Below are 16,218 nucleotides of genomic sequence, written 5' to 3'. Positions count from 1 at the left end.
ACGGCTGTCTATTCCCGCTTATGTTTTGAAACACGCTGCCCACAATGCCTTCACATCGCCCCATGGGGTTTTGTGAGGCAGCACCATGTTGAACAAACTGACGAGCACGCTCGATTTCCACGGCCAGGCGCTGAGCCTGCGCTCGGAGCGCCAGCGCCTGATCGCCAGCAACATCGCCAATGCCGACACGCCCAACTACGTGGCGCGTGACCTCGACTTCGCCTCGGCCTTGAAACAGGCCACCGGCGCGCAGCAGGGTGCCGCTGCGCTGCAGGCCACGCAGCCTGGCCACATCGCCCTTGGCGGCACGGCCAGCGCGGTGCAGTCCAACCTCCAGTACGCCACCCCCAGCCAGACCAACCTCGATCGCAACACGGTCGACATGGACCGCGAGCGCGCCAACTTCGCCGACAACTCGGTGCGCTACGAAGCCACGCTGCGTTTCATCAACGGCAACGTGCGCACGATGCTCGACGCGATCAGGGGTGGCCAGTGATGAAGAACGTCATTCGTAGCGTGCCGGCCGAGCGCCGGGCCGCTCCCAAGCCGGCCGGCATCCCCTTGGGGGATCGGCCGATGTACTCATCGGACGAGGGGTTGTCATGAGCATGTTCCAGATCTTCAACGTCTCCGGCAGCGCCGTTTCGGCGCAGTCGCAGCGCCTGAACGTTGTCGCCTCCAACCTCGCCAACGCCGACACCGTGGCCGGCCCCGATGGCCAGGCCTACAAGGCGCGCCAGGTCACGTTCCAGACCGAACTGATGGGCCAGCCCGGCATGCAGGCCGCCGGCGCCGCTGCCGGCGTCAAGGTCAGCAACATCAGCGAAGACCAGACCCCCGGCCGCCGTGTGCACGACCCCAAGCACCCGAGCGCCGATGCCGAGGGCTACGTGACCTACAGCAACGTGAACGCGGTGGAGGAGATGGTCAACATGATCTCGGCCTCGCGCTCGTACCAGAACAACATCGAAGTCATGAACACGGCCAAGACGCTGCTGCTCAAGACGCTGCAGATGGGCCAGTGACGGCCCGCTGAAACGCGATCAAAGGAAATCACATGGCCGTCTCCAACGTCCAATCCGCCTACGACAAGCTCAACGCCAAGAGCGGTGTGCAGACCGCCAATGAAGCGGGGGCTGCCGACCGCTTCCTCAAGCTGCTGGTGGCGCAGATGCAGAACCAGGACCCGCTGTCCCCGATGGACAACGCGCAGGTCACGAGCCAGATGGCGCAGATCCAGTCGGTCACCGGCATCGAGAACCTCAACAAGACGGTGCAGGGCCTGTCGGGCCAGTTCGTGCAGATGCAGGCGCTGCAGGGCGCGTCGCTGATCGGCCGCGAAGTCATCGTACCGGGCAACAAGATCGTGATCGCCAACGGCGTGGGCGAGGGTGGCTTCGAACTCAACAGTGCCGCCGACAGCGTCAAGGTCGAAGTGCTGGGCCCGAGCGGCCATGTGCTGGACACGCTCAACCTCGGCGCCCAGGCCGCCGGCGCGCACAATTTCTCGTGGAACGCCGGCAGCAACGCCACCGCCACCGGCGTGACCTTCCGCGTCACCGCCATGAGCGGCAGTACCAAGCTCGATTCGACGCCGCTGATGCACGACACCGTCTCGGCGATCAACACCTCCGGCGACAGCCTCACCCTCGAACTGAAGAACTCCGGCAACGTGGCCTACAGCCAGGTCAAGGCCTTCAACTAAGTCTCCAAGCGGACCCACACCAAGGAATAACCATGAGCTTCCAACAAGGACTTTCCGGCCTGAACGCTGCGAGCAAGAACCTCGAAGTCATCGGCAACAACGTCGCCAACGCCAACACCTTCGGTGCCAAGGCTTCGCGCGCCGAGTTCGGCGACATGTACGCCTCGGCGCTGGCCGGCAGTGGCAACGCCATCGGCATCGGCGTCAACCTGCAGGCGGTCACGCAGCAGTTCAGCCAGGGCAACATCACCACCACCGCCAACGCGCTCGACCTCGCGATCAACGGCAGCGGCTTCTTCGAAGTGCAGGTGAACGGCCAGACGCAGTACACCCGCAACGGCCAGTTCCAGATCAACAAGGACGGCTTCATCGTCACCAACCAGAACCACCAGCTGCTCGGCTACCCGGCCGACGGCCAGGGCGTGATCCAGCCCGGCGTGGCCGGCCCGCTGCAATTGCCCACCGCCGGCATCGAGCCCGAGGCCACCACCGAGATCTCGATGGAGATGAACCTCGACTCGCGCGCCGCGACCACGCTGCCCGCGGCCACGCCGATGGTCAACTTCAGCGACGCCACCACCTACAACAACGCCACCTCGCTGGTCGTCTACGACCAGCGCGGCCAGGACGTCGCGCTCACCTACTACTTCCAGAAATCGGCCACCGACACCTGGAACGTGTTCGTCACCGCCAACGGCACCTCGGTGTCGGTCGACGGCGCCGGCGACCCGGCCCCGGTCACGACCATCAGCTTCCCGACCAGCGGCGGGGCACCCACCGCACCGGTGGGCCCGGTGATCCTCGACATCCCGGCGTCGACCAACGCCGCCGGTGCGCAGACGCTGCCCATTCCCGGCATCGAGTTCGACCTGTCGGGCGCCACCCAATACGGCGCCGGCTTCGGTGTCACCAACCTCACGCAGGACGGCTATGCGCCGGGCCAGCTGTCGGGCCTGTCGATCGAGTCCGACGGCATCGTGATGGCGACCTATTCCAACGGCCAGTCCAAGCCGGCCGGCCAGATCGAGATCTCGACCTTCCGCAACACGCAGGGCCTGCGCCCGCTCGGCGGCAACCTGTGGGCACGCACCTACGAGTCGGGTGACCCGATCGTCGGCACGCCCGGCCAGGGCAACCTCGGCGTGCTGCAGGCCGGCGCACTGGAAGACTCCAACGTCGACCTCACCGCCGAGAACTTCGTGAACATGATCACCGCGCAGCGTGTGTACCAGGCCAACGCCCAGTCGATCAAGACGACCGACCAGGTCCTGCAGACCCTGGTGAACCTGCGCTAACGCAAGTAAGCCATGACGCTTAGACGAGCACGGGCCGCCGCGCCGGGCCGCCCCAAGCAAGGCCCGACCCTCTCGGAGGGTCGCTCGACGTACTCGGCGAGCGGGGAGTAGTCATATGGACCGCATGATCTATCTGTCGATGTCTGGTGCGAAGGCGATGATGCAGCGCCAGGACACGCTGGCGAACAACCTCGCCAACGCGTCGACGCCCGGCTTCCGCGCCGAGCTGCAGGCCTTCCGTGCGGTGCCGGTGCAAGGCAGCGGCGCGAGCACGCGGGTCTACGCGCTGGAGACGACCCCGGGCTTCGACGCGACCCCTGGTGTCATCACCAACACCGGCCGCCCGCTCGACGTGGCCGTCAAGGGCAACAGCTGGCTCTCGGTGCAGGCGCTCGACGGCACCGAGGCCTACACCCGCGGTGGCGCGCTCGACCTCACCTCCGAGGGCATGCTCGTCACCCGAAGCGGCCTGCCGGTGATGGGCGACGGCGGCCCGATCCAGGTGCCGGCCAACAGCGAGATCAGCATCGCGCCCGACGGCACGATCACCGCCAAGAACGGCGCCACCGGCAAGACCACCGCGGTGGGCAAGCTGAAGCTCGTGACGCCGACCGACGAGACCCCGCTCACGCGTGGCGACGACGGCCTCTTCCGCGCCGCCGACGGCGACCTCGAAGCCGATGCCACCGCCCGTGTGCAAGACGGTGCGCTCGAAGGCTCGAACGTGAGCGCGGTCGAGACCATGGTGTCGATGATCACCGCCGCGCGCCAGTTCGAGGCGCAGATGAAGATGCTGCAGACCGCTGAAGGCGACGAGAAGGCCGCAGCGCAATTGCTCTCGATGAGCTGACGTACCGAGCCAAATAAAGGAGCAATCGCCATGATGCGTTCGCTGTGGATTTCGAAGACCGGCATGGAGGCCCAGCAGACCCAGCTGGACCACATCTCCCACAACCTCGCCAACAGCGCGACCAACGGCTACAAGAAGTCGCACGCGGTGTTCGAGGACCTGATGTACCAGAACCTGCGCCAGGCCGGCGCCAACAGCAGCGAGCAGACCACGCTGCCGACCGGCCTGCAGGTGGGCCTCGGCACCCGCGCCGTGGCCAGCAGCCGCAGCTTTGCGCAAGGCAACCTGCAGCAGAGCAGCAACCCGCTCGACGTGGCGGTGCGCGGCGCCGGCTTCTTCGAAGTGCAGATGCCCGACGGCACCACCGGCTACACCCGCGACGGCTCGTTCCAGGTCAACGCCCAGGGGCAGCTCGTCACCAACAACGGGTATCTCGTGCAGCCGGGCATCACCGTGCCGCAGAACGCCTTGAGCGTGTCGATCGCGGCCGACGGCACCGTCACCGCCAGCATTCCCAACCAGACGCAACCGCAGGCCCTGGGCACGCTGCAACTCGTGAACTTCGTCAACCCGGCCGGCCTCGAGCCCAAGGGCCAGAACCTCTACACCGAGACCGCAGCCTCGGGCACGCCGACCGCCGGCACGCCGGGCCAGAACGGCCTGGGCGCCTTGCAGCAGGGTTTCGTCGAGACCTCGAACGTGAACGTCGTGGAAGAGCTGATCGGCATGATCCAGACGCAGCGCGCCTACGAGCTTCAACTCCAAGGCCATCCAGACCTCCGACCAGATGCTGCAGCGCCTGGGCCAGCTCTGATCCTCTCTTTCCTGCCTGCCATGAGATTCGCGCTGATCGCCGCCGCCTGCCTGACGCTCGCCGGCTGCGAAACCCCCTACCTGCTGCCCAAGGTCGAGGTCGCCGGCTCGGCCGCACGCCTGCGCCCGCAGCCGGTGCCCACGCCGCCGCCCAACAACGGCTCGATCTACCAGGCGGCGGCCTACCGACCGCTGTTCGAAGACCACCGCGCACGCCTGGTGGGCGACACGCTCACCGTGCAGATCGTGGAAAAAGTCGCGGCCAGCCAGAAGAGCACGAGTTCGATCGACAAGACCGGCTCCATTGGCGGCAGCGTCTCCGCGCTGCCGGGCGTGCACGCCAAGGCCTTCGCCCGCGCGGGCGTGGAGGGCGGCTCGACCAACACCTTCGAAGGCAAGGGCAGCACCGAGAACACCAACGATTTCTCCGGCGTGATCACCAGCACCGTGATCGATGTCATGCCCAACGGCCACCTCGTCATCGCCGGCGAGAAGCAGATCGGCGTCAACCAAAACGTCGACGTGCTGCGCTTCTCGGGCCAGGTGGACCCGCGCTCCATCCAGCCGGGCAATACCGTGCAGTCGGTGCAGATCGCCAACGTGCGCATCGAGCACCGGGGCCGCGGCGCCCAGGCCGACGTCAACGGAATAGGGTGGCTGGGCCGCTTCTTTTTGAACGTTATGCCGTTCTAAAGAATTCCAGAATGGTGACAGGAGCTCTGTCACCACCATGCAAACCCCCCGCGAACAACTGCTGGAAGTCTTGATCAAGGCCCTGATCGGCCTGACGGTGATCGCGGCCAGCGCGGCCTTGTGGTGGCCGGCCACGGCGCACGCCACCCGCATCAAGGAGGTCGCGTCGATCCAGGGCGTGCGCAGCAACCAGCTGGTGGGCTACGGCCTGGTCGTCGGCCTCGACGGCACCGGCGACCAGACCACCTCCGCCCCTTTCACCGCGCAGAGCCTGACCGCGATGCTGCAGCAGATGGGCGTGACCATTCCCGCCGGCACCAGCCTGCAGGTCAAGAACGTGGCCGCGGTCATGGTGACCGCGCAGCTGCCCGCCTTCGCCCAGCCCGGCCAGACGCTCGACGTGGCCGTCTCGTCGCTCGGCAACGCCAAGTCGCTGCGCGGCGGCACGCTGATCATCACGCCGCTCAAGGGTGCCGATGGCCAGATCTACGCGCTCGCGCAGGGCAACCTGATCGTCGGTGGCGCCGGTGCCTCGGCCGCCGGCTCGAAGGTGCAGATCAACCACCTGAGCGCCGGCCGCATCCCCGAAGGGGCCACGGTCGAGCGTGCGGTGCCCACGCCGCTCAACAGCGGCCGCACCCTGCAGCTCGACCTCAACGCGAGCGACTTCACCACCGCGCGTGAAGTGGCCCGCGCCATCAACGCCAAGATGGGCGACGGCACCGCGCAGGCCGTCAACGGCCGAGTGGTCAAGGTCAACATGCCCGAGTCGCAGGACCTGCGCGTGGGCTTTCTCGCCGACATCGAAAACCTGCCGCTCGAACTGGCCACGCCGTCGGCCAAGATCGTGATCAACGCCCGCACCGGCTCGGTGGTGATGAACCAGGCGGTGTCGCTCGGCGCCTGCGCGGTGGCGCACGGCAACCTGTCGGTCACCATCAACACCACGCCGGTGGTGAGCCAGCCGGCCCCGTTCTCGAAGGGTGAGACGGTGAGGGCCGAGAAGGCCGAGATCACCATCAAGCAGGAGCCCGGCTCACTGATCCAGATGCCGGCAAGCGCCAAGCTCGCCGACGTGGTGAAGGCGCTCAGCGCGCTCGGTGCCACGCCGCAGGACCTGCTGGCGATCCTCCAGGCGATGAAGAGCGCAGGGGCCTTGCAGGCCGAGATCGAGGTGATCTGATGGGCGTCAACAACAACCTCCAGATCGGCGATGCCCGCGGCATTGCCAACCTGCGCAACACCGCGAACACCGACCCCAAGGCGGCGATCCGTGAAGCGGCCAAGCAGTTCGAAGGCATCTTCATGCAGCAGCTCATGAAGAGCATGCGCGATGCACAGGTCGGCTCGGGGATGCTCGAAAACTCCGGCACCAAGCTCGGCACCGAAATGCTCGACCAGCAGTTCGCCACCCAGATGACCGGTCTGCGCGGCGGTCTGTCGGAGGTGATCGCGCGGCAACTGGAGCGCCAGCTCGGCGACCCGCTCGCCAACATTGCCGCCGATGCGGCCAAGGCGTCCGTCGAGCGCATCAACAACGCCAAAGACGACGCGAGGGAGCCGGTGGCGCCGACCCCCGCCAGGCTCGAAGGCCTGCAGGGCAAGGAGCGCCAGATGGGCTTCCTGCGCCTGCATGGCGATGCGGCCAAGGCCGCCGAAGCGGCCACCGGGATTCCGGCCAACTTCATGGTCGCGCAGGCGGCGCACGAGTCGGGCTGGGGTCGCCACGAGATCAAGCACCGCGACGGCTCCACCTCGTTCAACGTGTTCGGCATCAAGGCCGGTCCGAACTGGAAGGGCCCGGTCGCCGAGGTCACGACCACCGAATACATCAACGGCCAGCCGCACAAGGTGAAGGCGAAGTTCCGTGCTTACGGCAGCTACGAAGAGGCCTTCACCGACTACGCGAAGCTGATGAAGAACAACCCGCGCTACTCGAAGGTGGTGGACAACGCTTCATCGGCCCACGGCTTTGCCCAGGGCTTGCAGAAGGCCGGCTACGCCACCGACCCCGCGTACGCCGACAAGCTCACGCGAATGATCAACACCACGCTGCGCCTGCAGCGTGCCATGGCCTGAAGGAGACGAGGACATGGGCGCTTCCACCTTGATGGGCATCGGCACCCGTGCGATGGCGGCGAACTTTGCGTCGCTGCAGACCGTCGGCAACAACATCGCCAACGCCAACACGCAGGGCTACTCGCGCCAGGAAGTCCAGCTCGAGACGGCCAAGGGTCAGTACACCGGTGCGGGCTTCTTCGGCCAGGGTGTGAACGTGGCCACGGTGACACGCTCGTACGACCGCTTCCTCACCACGCAGGCCGCCAACACCAACTCGCTTGCCGAGGCCGACCAGGCCCGGCTCGACCAGCTCACGCAGCTGGAGAACGTGCTGCCGCTCGGCGAATCGGGCATCGGCCATGCCGCGCGCCAGGTGCTCGATGCCTTCGTCGACGTGGCCAACAATCCGCAGGACTCCTCGGCGCGCCAGGTGGTCGTGACGCGTGCACGCGAACTCGCGGCCCGTTTCCAGTCGGCCGGCGAGCAGCTCAACACGCTGCAGGGCGGCGTGTCGCAGGACCTGCGCTCTGACATCGACACCGTCAACTCGCTGGCCCGCCAGGTGGCCGACCTCAACCGCCAGATCTCCGCCCTGAATGGCGCCGGTCATGCCCCGAACGACCTGCTCGACCAGCGCGACCAGCTGGTGAGCCAGATCAGCGGCTACATCAACGTGACCACCATCGAGGCCAGCGACGGCTCGGTGGGCCTCTTCATCGGCGGCGGCCAGTCGCTGGTGCTCGGCAGCTCCACCAACGCTCTTGTCGCCGCAGCCGACCAGTTCGACCCCGCCAAGACCCAGCTCGCGCTGCAGGAAGGCGGCATTGCCCGCCTGGTGCCCAACAACGCGATCGCCGGCGGCCGCATCGCCGGCCTCATCCGCTTCCAGAACGAAGACCTCACCGCGGCGCGCAACCTGCTCGGCCAGCTGGCCGTGGCGGTGAGCGGTGCGATCAACCAGCAGCAGGCACTCGGCCTCGACGGCGGCCAGCCGGCACGCCCCGGTGACCCGCTGTTCTCCGTCGGCACGCCGCGCACGCTGCCGTCGACCGAAAACGCGGGCGACGCGACCTTCAGCCTGACGGTGAGCGATTTCACCCACGTGCAGGCGAGCGACTACGAGCTGCGCTTCGACGGCACCAACTACGCGCTCACCCGCCTGTCCGACGGCAGTGCCGTGCAGGGCAGCCCGTTCGACGCCGCCACGCTGGCGGCCGGCGTGCAGGTCGAAGGCTTGACGCTGCAGATGACCGCCGGCACCGCCGCCGCAGGCGACCGCTTCCTGCTGCAGGCCGTGGGGCAGGCCGCGCCCGACATGCGCTCGGTGATGAGCGACCCGCGCGGCATCGCCGCCGCCGCCGCCGTGACCAGCAGCTTCTCGGTCAACAACACCGGCACCGCGCGCATGGCCTCGCTCGGCGTGGTGGATGCCGCGGCCTACGACGCGACGCAGTCGGTGCGCATCACCTTCAACAACGACACCGGCGACTACAACTACGACATGCTCGATGCGAGCAACACCGTGGTGTCGAGCGGCACCGGCACCTGGACGGCCGGGAACCCCATCCTGCTCAACGGCTTCTCGCTTTCGCTGAGCGGCGTGCCGCGCAACGGCGACGTGATCGACGTCGCCCCGACCACCGCGCCGGCCGCCAACAACGGCAACGCCAATGCCTTCGTCGCGCTCGGCAGCTCGCCCTTCATCGGCGCCCAGACGGTCGGCGGCACGCTGGTGCCGGGGCGCAACATCACCGATGCGTATGCGAGTGCGCTGTCCGACATCGGCGTGCGCGTGCAGAGCGCACGTTCGTCGGCCGGCATCTCCGCCACCGTGGCGCAGACCGCCGAGGCGGCGCGTGCCAACAAGGCGGGCGTCAACCTCGACGAAGAAGCGGCCCGCCTGATCCAGTTCCAGCAGAGCTACCAGGCTGCTGCCAAGATGCTGCAGGTGGCCACGTCCGTCTTCGACACGCTGCTCGAAATGACGGGCGGCTGATCTCCCTGACCCATTGACCGACCGATCGACGATTTGACCGAGGCACCCTCACCATGCGCGTCAGCACCGCCAACTCCTTCGATGCGTCCGTCGAGTCGCTGATCAAGCGCCAGACGCAGCTCGCCACGGCGCAAGAGCAGCTCACCACCGGCAAGCGCGTCAACCGCGCGAGCGACGATCCGGCCGCCGCAGCCCGCGCCGAGCGGGCGCTCGCCGCCGAGGTGCACACCGATGCGATGCAGCGTGCGGTGAACGCCAGCCAGAACGCGATGACGCTGTCGGAGGGGGCGCTCGCCGATGCGAGCGACCTGCTGCAGCAGATCCGCGAAGCGATGGTGGCCGCCGGCAACGGCAGCTACAGCGACCAGGAGCGCCGCGTGCAGGCCGACAAGATCGCCGGCCTGCGCAACCAGCTGCTGGCCGTCGCCAACCGGCAGGACGGCGCGGGCGCCTACCTCTTCGGTGGCCAGTCGCCCGACCATGCCCCCTTTCTCGATGCCGCCGGCGGCGTGACCTTCCAGGGCACCTCCGGCCAGGTCGATGCGGCCTCCGACGACCCGTTGCCGCTGAGTGTGGACGGCCGCGCCGCCTGGGTGAGCGGGCGCACCGGCAACGGTGTCTTCAGCACCGCGCCGGCCGCGGCCAACACCGGCCAGTCGTGGATCGACGCCGGCCGCGTCACCGACCCGAGCCAGCTCACCGGCGACAGCTACAGCATCGTCTTCGCCGACAGCGGCGGTGGTGTGATGACGTATTCGATCCTGCAGAACGGCGCGCCCACGGCGGTGGCCGGCGTGCCCTATGTGTCGGGCCGCGCGATCGAGATCGACGGCCTGTCGGCCACCATCACCGGCACGCCGGCCGACACCGACACCTTCGACCTGGCGCCGTCGACCTCCGACCTCAACATCTTCAATGCGATCGACCAGGCGGTGACGGCGCTCAACACGCCGCTGCGCACGCCATCGCAGATCGCCCAGACCAACTCGACCTACCTCGCCGCCGTGGACTCGGCGATGGCACAGATGCAATCGGTGCGCGCGCAGGTGGGCGAGACGCTGAGCCGTATCGACAGCGCCACCGGCCGGCTCGACGATCTGCGACTTGCTGCACAGACCGACCGCACGAATGCCGAAGGGCTTGACATGGTGAGGGCGATTTCCGACTTCCAGAACAAGCAAACGGGCTACGATGCGGCGCTCAAGAGCTACTCGCTGGTGCAGAAGATGTCGCTCTTCAACTACATCACCTGATCGCAGGACAGCCGCGTGAACGACACCACCATCCTGGGCCAGGTGGCCCTCGGCTACTCCCCCTTCATCGACCGCAGCCGCGCCGTCTCGGCCACGCGCCTGACGGTGGTGCCGCTGAAGCCCGATGTGACGCCCGACGTGGCGCAACTGCTGCACGCCGTGGGCGGCGTGTGGCCAGCCGACGGTGGCAAGGCTGCGCTCAACGTGGTGAGCGAGAGCCTGCTGCAGGACCTGCTGCGCGCCTCGCCCTCGCCCAACCTGATGGTCGAGGTGCCCGCCTTCATGGCCGTCGACCCGGCCAACATCGTGTCGCTGCAGAACCTGCACGCCGCCGGCACCACCTTGCTCATCAAGGGCCGCCCACTGTCGGAGCTGCCGCGCGAGGTGCTGCCGTGCTTCACCTATTCGATCATCGACCTGGCCGATGACCGCCGCATCAACGAAGCCGGCGCCACCCCGCCGGCCGGCGTGATCCGCAACATTCCCCACGTGCAGTCCGGCGTGCGCACGCTCGCCGAGATGGAAGCGAGCTTCACGCGTGGTGCGGCCGCGGTGCTGGGCTGGCCGATCGACGATGCGATCGAGCAGGCGCAGGCCAAGAGCGGCGGCAAGCAGCCTCAGACCGAGATGCAGGTGATCGTCGAGCTGATCCAGCGCGTCGACAAGCAGGAGCCGATCGAGAAGCTCGAAGGCACGCTGAAGCGCGATCCGTCGCTCGCGTTCAAGCTGATGCGCTACATCAACTCGCCGGCGTTCGGCCTGCGGGTGGAGATCAGCTCGTTCCGCCACGCGATCATGATGCTCGGCTACCAGCGGCTCAAGCGCTGGCTGGCGCTCCTGCTTGCGACGGCGGGCAAGGACTCGAACATGAAGCCCGTCATGTTTGCCGCGGTGCGCCGCGGCTTGCTGATGGAAGAGCTGGTGCGCTCCTCGGGTGACGAAGAGATGCGCAACGAGATGTTCATCTGCGGCGTGTTTTCTCTGCTCGACCGGATGTTCAAGCAGCCGTTTTCGGAACTGCTGAAGACGATCCCTGTCCCGGAGCGGGTGTACCAGGCGCTGGTCGACAGCTCGGGGCCGTATCAGCCCTACTTTGCGCTGGTGCAGGCGGTGGAGAACGAGTCGCTGTACGACTTCCGCGCGTCGGCGGAGACGTTGATGCTCAGTGTGTCTGAGATCAATCGGTGTGTGTTGTCGGCGTTGACGGCGGCTTCGCAGGTCGAATAGTTCTGCACTGCGTGGCGGCTTGCCGGGAATTCGCCCCGGCGGGCGAGTCACTTTCTTTTGCTTCGCCAAAAGAAAGTAACCAAAGAAAAGGCGACCCCGTTCGCCGGTCCGCCTGGGGCGGACTGCTCTGCGCTGCTCGGTCTTGGGGTGTCGCGCAGAACTCGCTACGCGGCCTGCGGCCGCTGCGCTCAGACAGCTGCGCGAAGTCAGTTCACGAAGCGTGCTGACGCACGCCACCCCAAGCCCTGCGCTGCTCGACGGCTCTCAAGGGCCCCGGGATACCGCCGCCCGCTTCGCGGGCATCACACTCTCGACTCGCTTCGCCTCGTGCTTGGTTGCTTAGCGACCTGAGAGGCGATGCGCAGCGAGCCGAGCGGCTCGGTGGTCCAGCATGTGTGCGGAGGTCCGATGGAGACAGGTGCCCCATCGGCCGAGGCCTGTAGCCATACGGCACGGCCAAATGAAGAGCGCCTTTGCTTTGGTTACTTTCATTTGGCGCGACAAATGTTCGCGCAGCGGGGTTCGCTCACTTCGCGCAGCGAAGTTATGCGAACACCAAAGTGACTCGCCCGCCGGGGCGAGACCCGGCAAGCCGCCACGCAGTAAAAAAACCCTGCGTAAACTCCATCGCCATGTTCGATCCCAAGGCCCTGCGTCTCTTCCTGGACTCCCTGTCCGACGCAGTCCTCGTCTTCGACCGCAGCGCCCGCATCTACCACGCCAATGCCGCATCTCAGCGGTGGCTGCACACCACGCAAGGCGCTTCGCTTCAAGCCCTGCAGCCGCAACTCGGCGAGCCCCTGGTCCAGGCCATCCTGCAGGTGCTGAGCAAGGGCGTGCCGCGCCTCAACGCGCCGCCACCCACCTTCCCCGACAGCCTCACGCTCGCCGACGGCACACGCTGCAGCGTGTCGCTCACGCCGCTCGAAGGCGAGCGTTGGGCGCTGCGACTGGCGCGTGAAGCGGCGGGCACGGCGCAGACCTCGTCGTTGCCGCACGAGCTGATGCGGCTCTTCTGGGAATCGCCGTTTCCGGCCTGTGTGCAAGACAGCGATCACCGCCTGGTGCAGGTCAACCAGGCGTTTGCCGACTTCACCGGCTTCGCGACCGAGCAGCTGATCGGCCGCGACCCGATCGAGTTGCAGCCGCTGGAAGACCGTGAGATGAACCTCGCCTACCGTGCGCAGACCGGCGCGGTGTCGCAGGTGGGCCAGCCGGCGAGGCTGATCGAGCGTCGCCTCGTGCACGCCGACGGGCGCGAGCGCTGGTACCGCGCCACCTGGCGCAAGTGGGTCGACGACGACGGCCGTGCGCGCTATCTCTCCATCCTGCAGGACAGCACCGCCGAACACGTGGCGCGGGAGCGGGCCGACCGCACGAGCCGCGAGACTCGACGACTGGTTCGACCTGAGCCCGGTGGGCATGGTCCTGTTCGACGAACAAGGCCTGCTGGTGCGCACCAACCCGGCGTTCGAGGCGCTGGCGGGGCAGGTGCCGGTGCTGATGTCGGAAGCCGAGCCCGGCGTGCAGGCGCTGCTGTGCTGGGAGGACGGGCGGCCCGTCGCTTCGCTTCAGCCCGGGGCCCCGCCGTTCGAGTCGGAGGCCTGGGTGACGCAGCCCGACGGCAGCGCGCGCCGGCTGCGTTCGGCCCTGCGCTGCTATCGCACGGCGAGCGGCCAGCTGCGCTACATGGCGGTGGTCGAGGACCGCAGCGCCGAAGAGGAACGCGACCTCGCGCAGATGCAGATCGGCGCTCTGATGGACACCGCCGGCGTGGGCCTCGCGACCTTCCAGGAGTCCGGCGGCTGGGTGCAGCACGGCAGCGCCTTGCCGCCTTCGGGCGGGGGCGACGCGGGTGCGGCGGCGGCGCTGCAGTCGATCCGCCGCGAGGTGGTGCTGCCCGATTCGCTGCCCGAGTACGAGCGGCTGCAGCAGGCGCTGCGCCACGGCCAGCGCACCGAGGTGCGCTATGCGATCCGCCACCCCGAGCTGGGCCAGCGCTGGCTGCAGACGCGGGTGGAGCCGGCCACGCTGGCCTCGGGCAAACGCACCACGTCGGTGGTGACGCTCGACGTGACCGAACAGCACCAGTCGCAGCAACGCAGCGACACGCTGCTGCGCGAGATGACCACCATCCTCGAGAACACCACCGCCGGCATGGCCTATCTGCGCAGCGGCGTGCTGGTGCGTTGCAACAGCCGCTTCGAGGCCTTGCTCGGCGTGCATGCGGGGCAGGTGGTGGGCTGCGGGCTGACGGAGCTCTTTGCGAGCCAGCCCGACGCCCCCCAGCTCGTGCGCGAGATCGAAGCGGCGCTGGCGGCCGACACGGTGTACGAGGCCGAGCTGTCGTTCCAGCTGCCGGGGCAGGCCACGCAGTGGTGTGCGCTGACGGTGCGCCGCGCCGGCCCGGCGGGCGATGCGTCGGAGGCGATTGCCGTGCTGTCGGACATCACGCGGCTCAAGGCGCAGCAGATGGAGCTGGAGGCGCTGGCGCGCGACCGCGAGCTGATGTTCAGCCTGTCGGAAGTGGGCATTGCGTTCATCCGCAACGACCGTGTGCAGCGGGCCAACCAGGCCATGAGCGAACTCACCGGCTACGAGCCGGGTGTGATGAATGGGCTTGCGACCTCCGTGTTGTACGCGAATGAGGCCGAGTACCTGCGCCTGCGCGCCGTCACGCGCGAGTCGATGCGGCTGCACGGCAACTGGCTGGCCGAGCGCCAGCTGCGCCGGCGCGACGGCAGCCTGATCTGGGTGCAGGTGAGCACGCGGCCGGTCAACGTGAACGATCTCGACGACGGGCTGATCGCGTCCTATGTGAATGTCGATGACCGGCACCGCGCGCAGCAGGCGGTGGCGCTGCAGGCCGAACGCACACGCGCCATTCTCGACTCGGTGCTGGTGGGCATCGTCACCGTCGGGCCGGGCGGCATCGAGTGGATGAACCGCTCGGCGCGGCGCATGTTCGGGGGCGACCTGGCCGACTTCATCGGCCAGGCGATGAGCACCGTGGCGACGCCCGGCGAGGATCATCCGTTCCGCCAGACCCGCTACCTCGACGATCTCGTCGAGGGGCAGGCCGAGACCTTCGAGTGCAAGGTCAAGGCGCGCGACGGGCGCGAGTTCTGGGTCGTCGGCAACGCGGTCGTGACCGGGCGCGAATCCACCGGCCGACAGCTCACGTATGCACTGCTCGACATCGAGCGCCGCCGCCAGGCCGAGGCGCGCACGGCGGAGGTGCAGGCCTCGCTGCAGCGGGTGATCGAGGCGGCGCCGCTTGCCATCTCGCTCTTCGATGCGCAGACGCTGCGCATCGTGCAGGTGAACCAGACCGCTGCCATGAGCATCGGCCTCGCGCCGGACCAGCTCGTCGGCCGCACGCCGGAAGAGTTGTTCGAGCCGGCCGTGGCGGAGCGCTACCGTGCCGACATGACGCACGCGCTCACCGCAGGGGCGGTGACGCAACGTGAGTACCGCATCGAGACCGACGGCGAGGCACGGCTGTGGGACGCACGCTACCTGCCGATGTCGGCCGCCAATGCACCCCCTGACCAGCTGCTGCTGGTGGCGACTGACGTGACCGAGCAGCGCGCCGCGCAGGAAGCGCGCTTCGAAGCCGCCATCGCGCAGCGCGAGATGCTGGTGAAGGAGGTGCACCACCGCATCAAGAACAACCTGCAGGGCGTGGCCGGCCTCCTGCAGCAGATCGGCGCGCGCAAGCCCGAGGTGGCGCCTTTCATCGCCGAGGTGGTGGGGCAGGTGCAGGCGATCGCGCAGGTCTACGGCCTGCAGGTCGGTGTGACCGGGCCGCTGCGCGTGAAGAGCGTGCTGGAGGCCATCACCGGCTCGGTGCAGCGCACCTTCGGGCGCTCGATCCGCCTCACGGTGGAAGGCCCGGCGCACCTCTGGGCGTTGCCCGAGGCGGAAAGCATCCCGATCGCGCTCACGATCAACGAGCTGCTGACCAACGCGGTGAAGCACAGCAACGCGGTGGCCGACCCGTCGGCGGTGCATTGCAGCCTGCACTGCAGCGAAGGCGACGTGCGCATCGGCATTGCCAACCGCGGGCAGCTTCCGGCCGGCTTCAACCTCGCGCGCTACCCGGGCGGTGTGTCGGGCCTCGGCCTCGTGCGGGCGCTTCTGCCGCGGCGTAGCGCGAGCCTCGACGTCGACCAGCAAGGCGACGACGTGGTGGCCACCATCACGCTCGTGCCGCCGGGCGTGTCGCGCCTCGCGGCGGTCTGAGCACTCGCTTACGTTCGGCTGCTTACACCGCGCACCCCGCGGCGCAGGCCTTTCAGCCACAATCGGCGCCAGTCGCTTGG

Annotated in this window: 12 protein-coding genes and 2 pseudogenes; all 14 read left to right on the top strand. The window is 67.9% G+C overall.

Annotation, left to right across the window (positions count from 1 at the left end):
• Positions 1 to 85: 85 nt before the first annotated feature.
• The 14 genes and pseudogenes from flgB to LRS03_RS10510 all read left to right on the top strand — a co-directional run bounded on the left by flgB (position 86) and on the right by LRS03_RS10510 (position 16,138).
• The gene (gene flgB, locus LRS03_RS10575; RefSeq protein WP_257825390.1) at positions 86 to 496 is read left to right on the top strand and encodes a flagellar basal body rod protein FlgB; all 411 of its coding nucleotides are present in this window, start codon (positions 86 to 88) and stop codon (positions 494 to 496) included.
• Positions 497 to 602: 106 nt separating this feature from the next.
• Positions 603 to 1,025, top strand: a complete 423-nt coding sequence (gene flgC / locus LRS03_RS10570; protein ID WP_257825389.1) for a flagellar basal body rod protein FlgC — start codon at positions 603 to 605, stop codon at positions 1,023 to 1,025.
• Positions 1,026 to 1,057: 32 nt separating this feature from the next.
• Positions 1,058 to 1,705, top strand: a complete 648-nt coding sequence (locus LRS03_RS10565) for a flagellar hook assembly protein FlgD (RefSeq protein ID WP_257825388.1) — start codon at positions 1,058 to 1,060, stop codon at positions 1,703 to 1,705.
• A gap of 32 nt (positions 1,706 to 1,737) precedes the next feature.
• Positions 1,738 to 3,000, top strand: coding sequence for a flagellar hook protein FlgE (gene flgE / locus LRS03_RS10560; RefSeq protein ID WP_257825387.1), 1,263 nt, complete (start codon positions 1,738 to 1,740; stop codon positions 2,998 to 3,000).
• Between the two features lie 115 nt (positions 3,001 to 3,115).
• Positions 3,116 to 3,850, top strand: coding sequence for a flagellar basal-body rod protein FlgF (gene flgF, locus LRS03_RS10555; RefSeq protein WP_257825386.1), 735 nt, complete (start codon positions 3,116 to 3,118; stop codon positions 3,848 to 3,850).
• Between the two features lie 30 nt (positions 3,851 to 3,880).
• Positions 3,881 to 4,664, top strand: a pseudogene (gene flgG, locus LRS03_RS10550) (flagellar basal-body rod protein FlgG).
• A gap of 20 nt (positions 4,665 to 4,684) precedes the next feature.
• Positions 4,685 to 5,356 carry a flagellar basal body L-ring protein FlgH gene (locus LRS03_RS10545; protein WP_257825385.1) on the top strand — a complete coding sequence of 224 codons (672 nt, stop codon included), beginning with the start codon at positions 4,685 to 4,687 and terminating at the stop codon, positions 5,354 to 5,356.
• A gap of 37 nt (positions 5,357 to 5,393) precedes the next feature.
• Positions 5,394 to 6,539, top strand: a complete 1,146-nt coding sequence (locus LRS03_RS10540) for a flagellar basal body P-ring protein FlgI (protein ID WP_257825384.1) — start codon at positions 5,394 to 5,396, stop codon at positions 6,537 to 6,539.
• On the top strand, positions 6,539 to 7,435 hold the full coding sequence (flgJ, locus tag LRS03_RS10535) for a flagellar assembly peptidoglycan hydrolase FlgJ (RefSeq protein WP_257825383.1): 897 nt from the start codon (positions 6,539 to 6,541) through the stop codon (positions 7,433 to 7,435). Before LRS03_RS10540 ends, flgJ begins: the two co-directional genes overlap by 1 nt.
• A 13-nt stretch (positions 7,436 to 7,448) precedes the next feature.
• Positions 7,449 to 9,413, top strand: a complete 1,965-nt coding sequence (gene flgK / locus LRS03_RS10530) for a flagellar hook-associated protein FlgK (RefSeq protein ID WP_257825382.1) — start codon at positions 7,449 to 7,451, stop codon at positions 9,411 to 9,413.
• Positions 9,414 to 9,466: 53 nt separating this feature from the next.
• Positions 9,467 to 10,666: a flagellar hook-associated protein FlgL gene (gene flgL / locus LRS03_RS10525; protein WP_257825381.1), complete on the top strand. Its 1,200-nt coding sequence runs from the start codon at positions 9,467 to 9,469 to the stop codon at positions 10,664 to 10,666.
• A gap of 15 nt (positions 10,667 to 10,681) precedes the next feature.
• The gene (locus LRS03_RS10520; RefSeq protein WP_257825380.1) at positions 10,682 to 11,893 is read left to right on the top strand and encodes an EAL and HDOD domain-containing protein; all 1,212 of its coding nucleotides are present in this window, start codon (positions 10,682 to 10,684) and stop codon (positions 11,891 to 11,893) included.
• Positions 11,894 to 12,525: 632 nt separating this feature from the next.
• A pseudogene (locus tag LRS03_RS26870) lies at positions 12,526 to 13,200 on the top strand (PAS domain-containing protein); the annotation flags it as partial.
• 115 nt (positions 13,201 to 13,315) lie between these two features.
• A complete protein-coding gene (locus LRS03_RS10510; protein ID WP_257825378.1) occupies positions 13,316 to 16,138 on the top strand; it encodes a PAS domain S-box protein in 2,823 nt (940 codons plus the stop codon).
• Positions 16,139 to 16,218: the final 80 nt, after the last annotated feature.

This window comes from Rhizobacter sp. J219 (genome assembly GCF_024700055.1).
Classification (GTDB): Bacteria; Pseudomonadota; Gammaproteobacteria; order Burkholderiales; family Burkholderiaceae_C; genus Rhizobacter.
This window is presented reverse-complemented; position numbering and strand designations above follow the sequence as displayed.

What these genes read in the sequence shown, in the direction of transcription:
- flgB (WP_257825390.1), top strand. Translation starts at nt 86, where the DNA reads ATGTTGAACAAACTGACGAGCACGCTCGATTTCCACGGCCAGGCGCTG.
- flgC (WP_257825389.1), top strand. Translation starts at nt 603, where the DNA reads ATGAGCATGTTCCAGATCTTCAACGTCTCCGGCAGCGCCGTTTCGGCG.
- LRS03_RS10565 (WP_257825388.1), top strand. Translation starts at nt 1,058, where the DNA reads ATGGCCGTCTCCAACGTCCAATCCGCCTACGACAAGCTCAACGCCAAG.
- flgE (WP_257825387.1), top strand. Translation starts at nt 1,738, where the DNA reads ATGAGCTTCCAACAAGGACTTTCCGGCCTGAACGCTGCGAGCAAGAAC.
- flgF (WP_257825386.1), top strand. Translation starts at nt 3,116, where the DNA reads ATGGACCGCATGATCTATCTGTCGATGTCTGGTGCGAAGGCGATGATG.
- LRS03_RS10545 (WP_257825385.1), top strand. Translation starts at nt 4,685, where the DNA reads ATGAGATTCGCGCTGATCGCCGCCGCCTGCCTGACGCTCGCCGGCTGC.
- LRS03_RS10540 (WP_257825384.1), top strand. Translation starts at nt 5,394, where the DNA reads ATGCAAACCCCCCGCGAACAACTGCTGGAAGTCTTGATCAAGGCCCTG.
- flgJ (WP_257825383.1), top strand. Translation starts at nt 6,539, where the DNA reads ATGGGCGTCAACAACAACCTCCAGATCGGCGATGCCCGCGGCATTGCC.
- flgK (WP_257825382.1), top strand. Translation starts at nt 7,449, where the DNA reads ATGGGCGCTTCCACCTTGATGGGCATCGGCACCCGTGCGATGGCGGCG.
- flgL (WP_257825381.1), top strand. Translation starts at nt 9,467, where the DNA reads ATGCGCGTCAGCACCGCCAACTCCTTCGATGCGTCCGTCGAGTCGCTG.
- LRS03_RS10510 (WP_257825378.1), top strand. Translation starts at nt 13,316, where the DNA reads ATGGTCCTGTTCGACGAACAAGGCCTGCTGGTGCGCACCAACCCGGCG.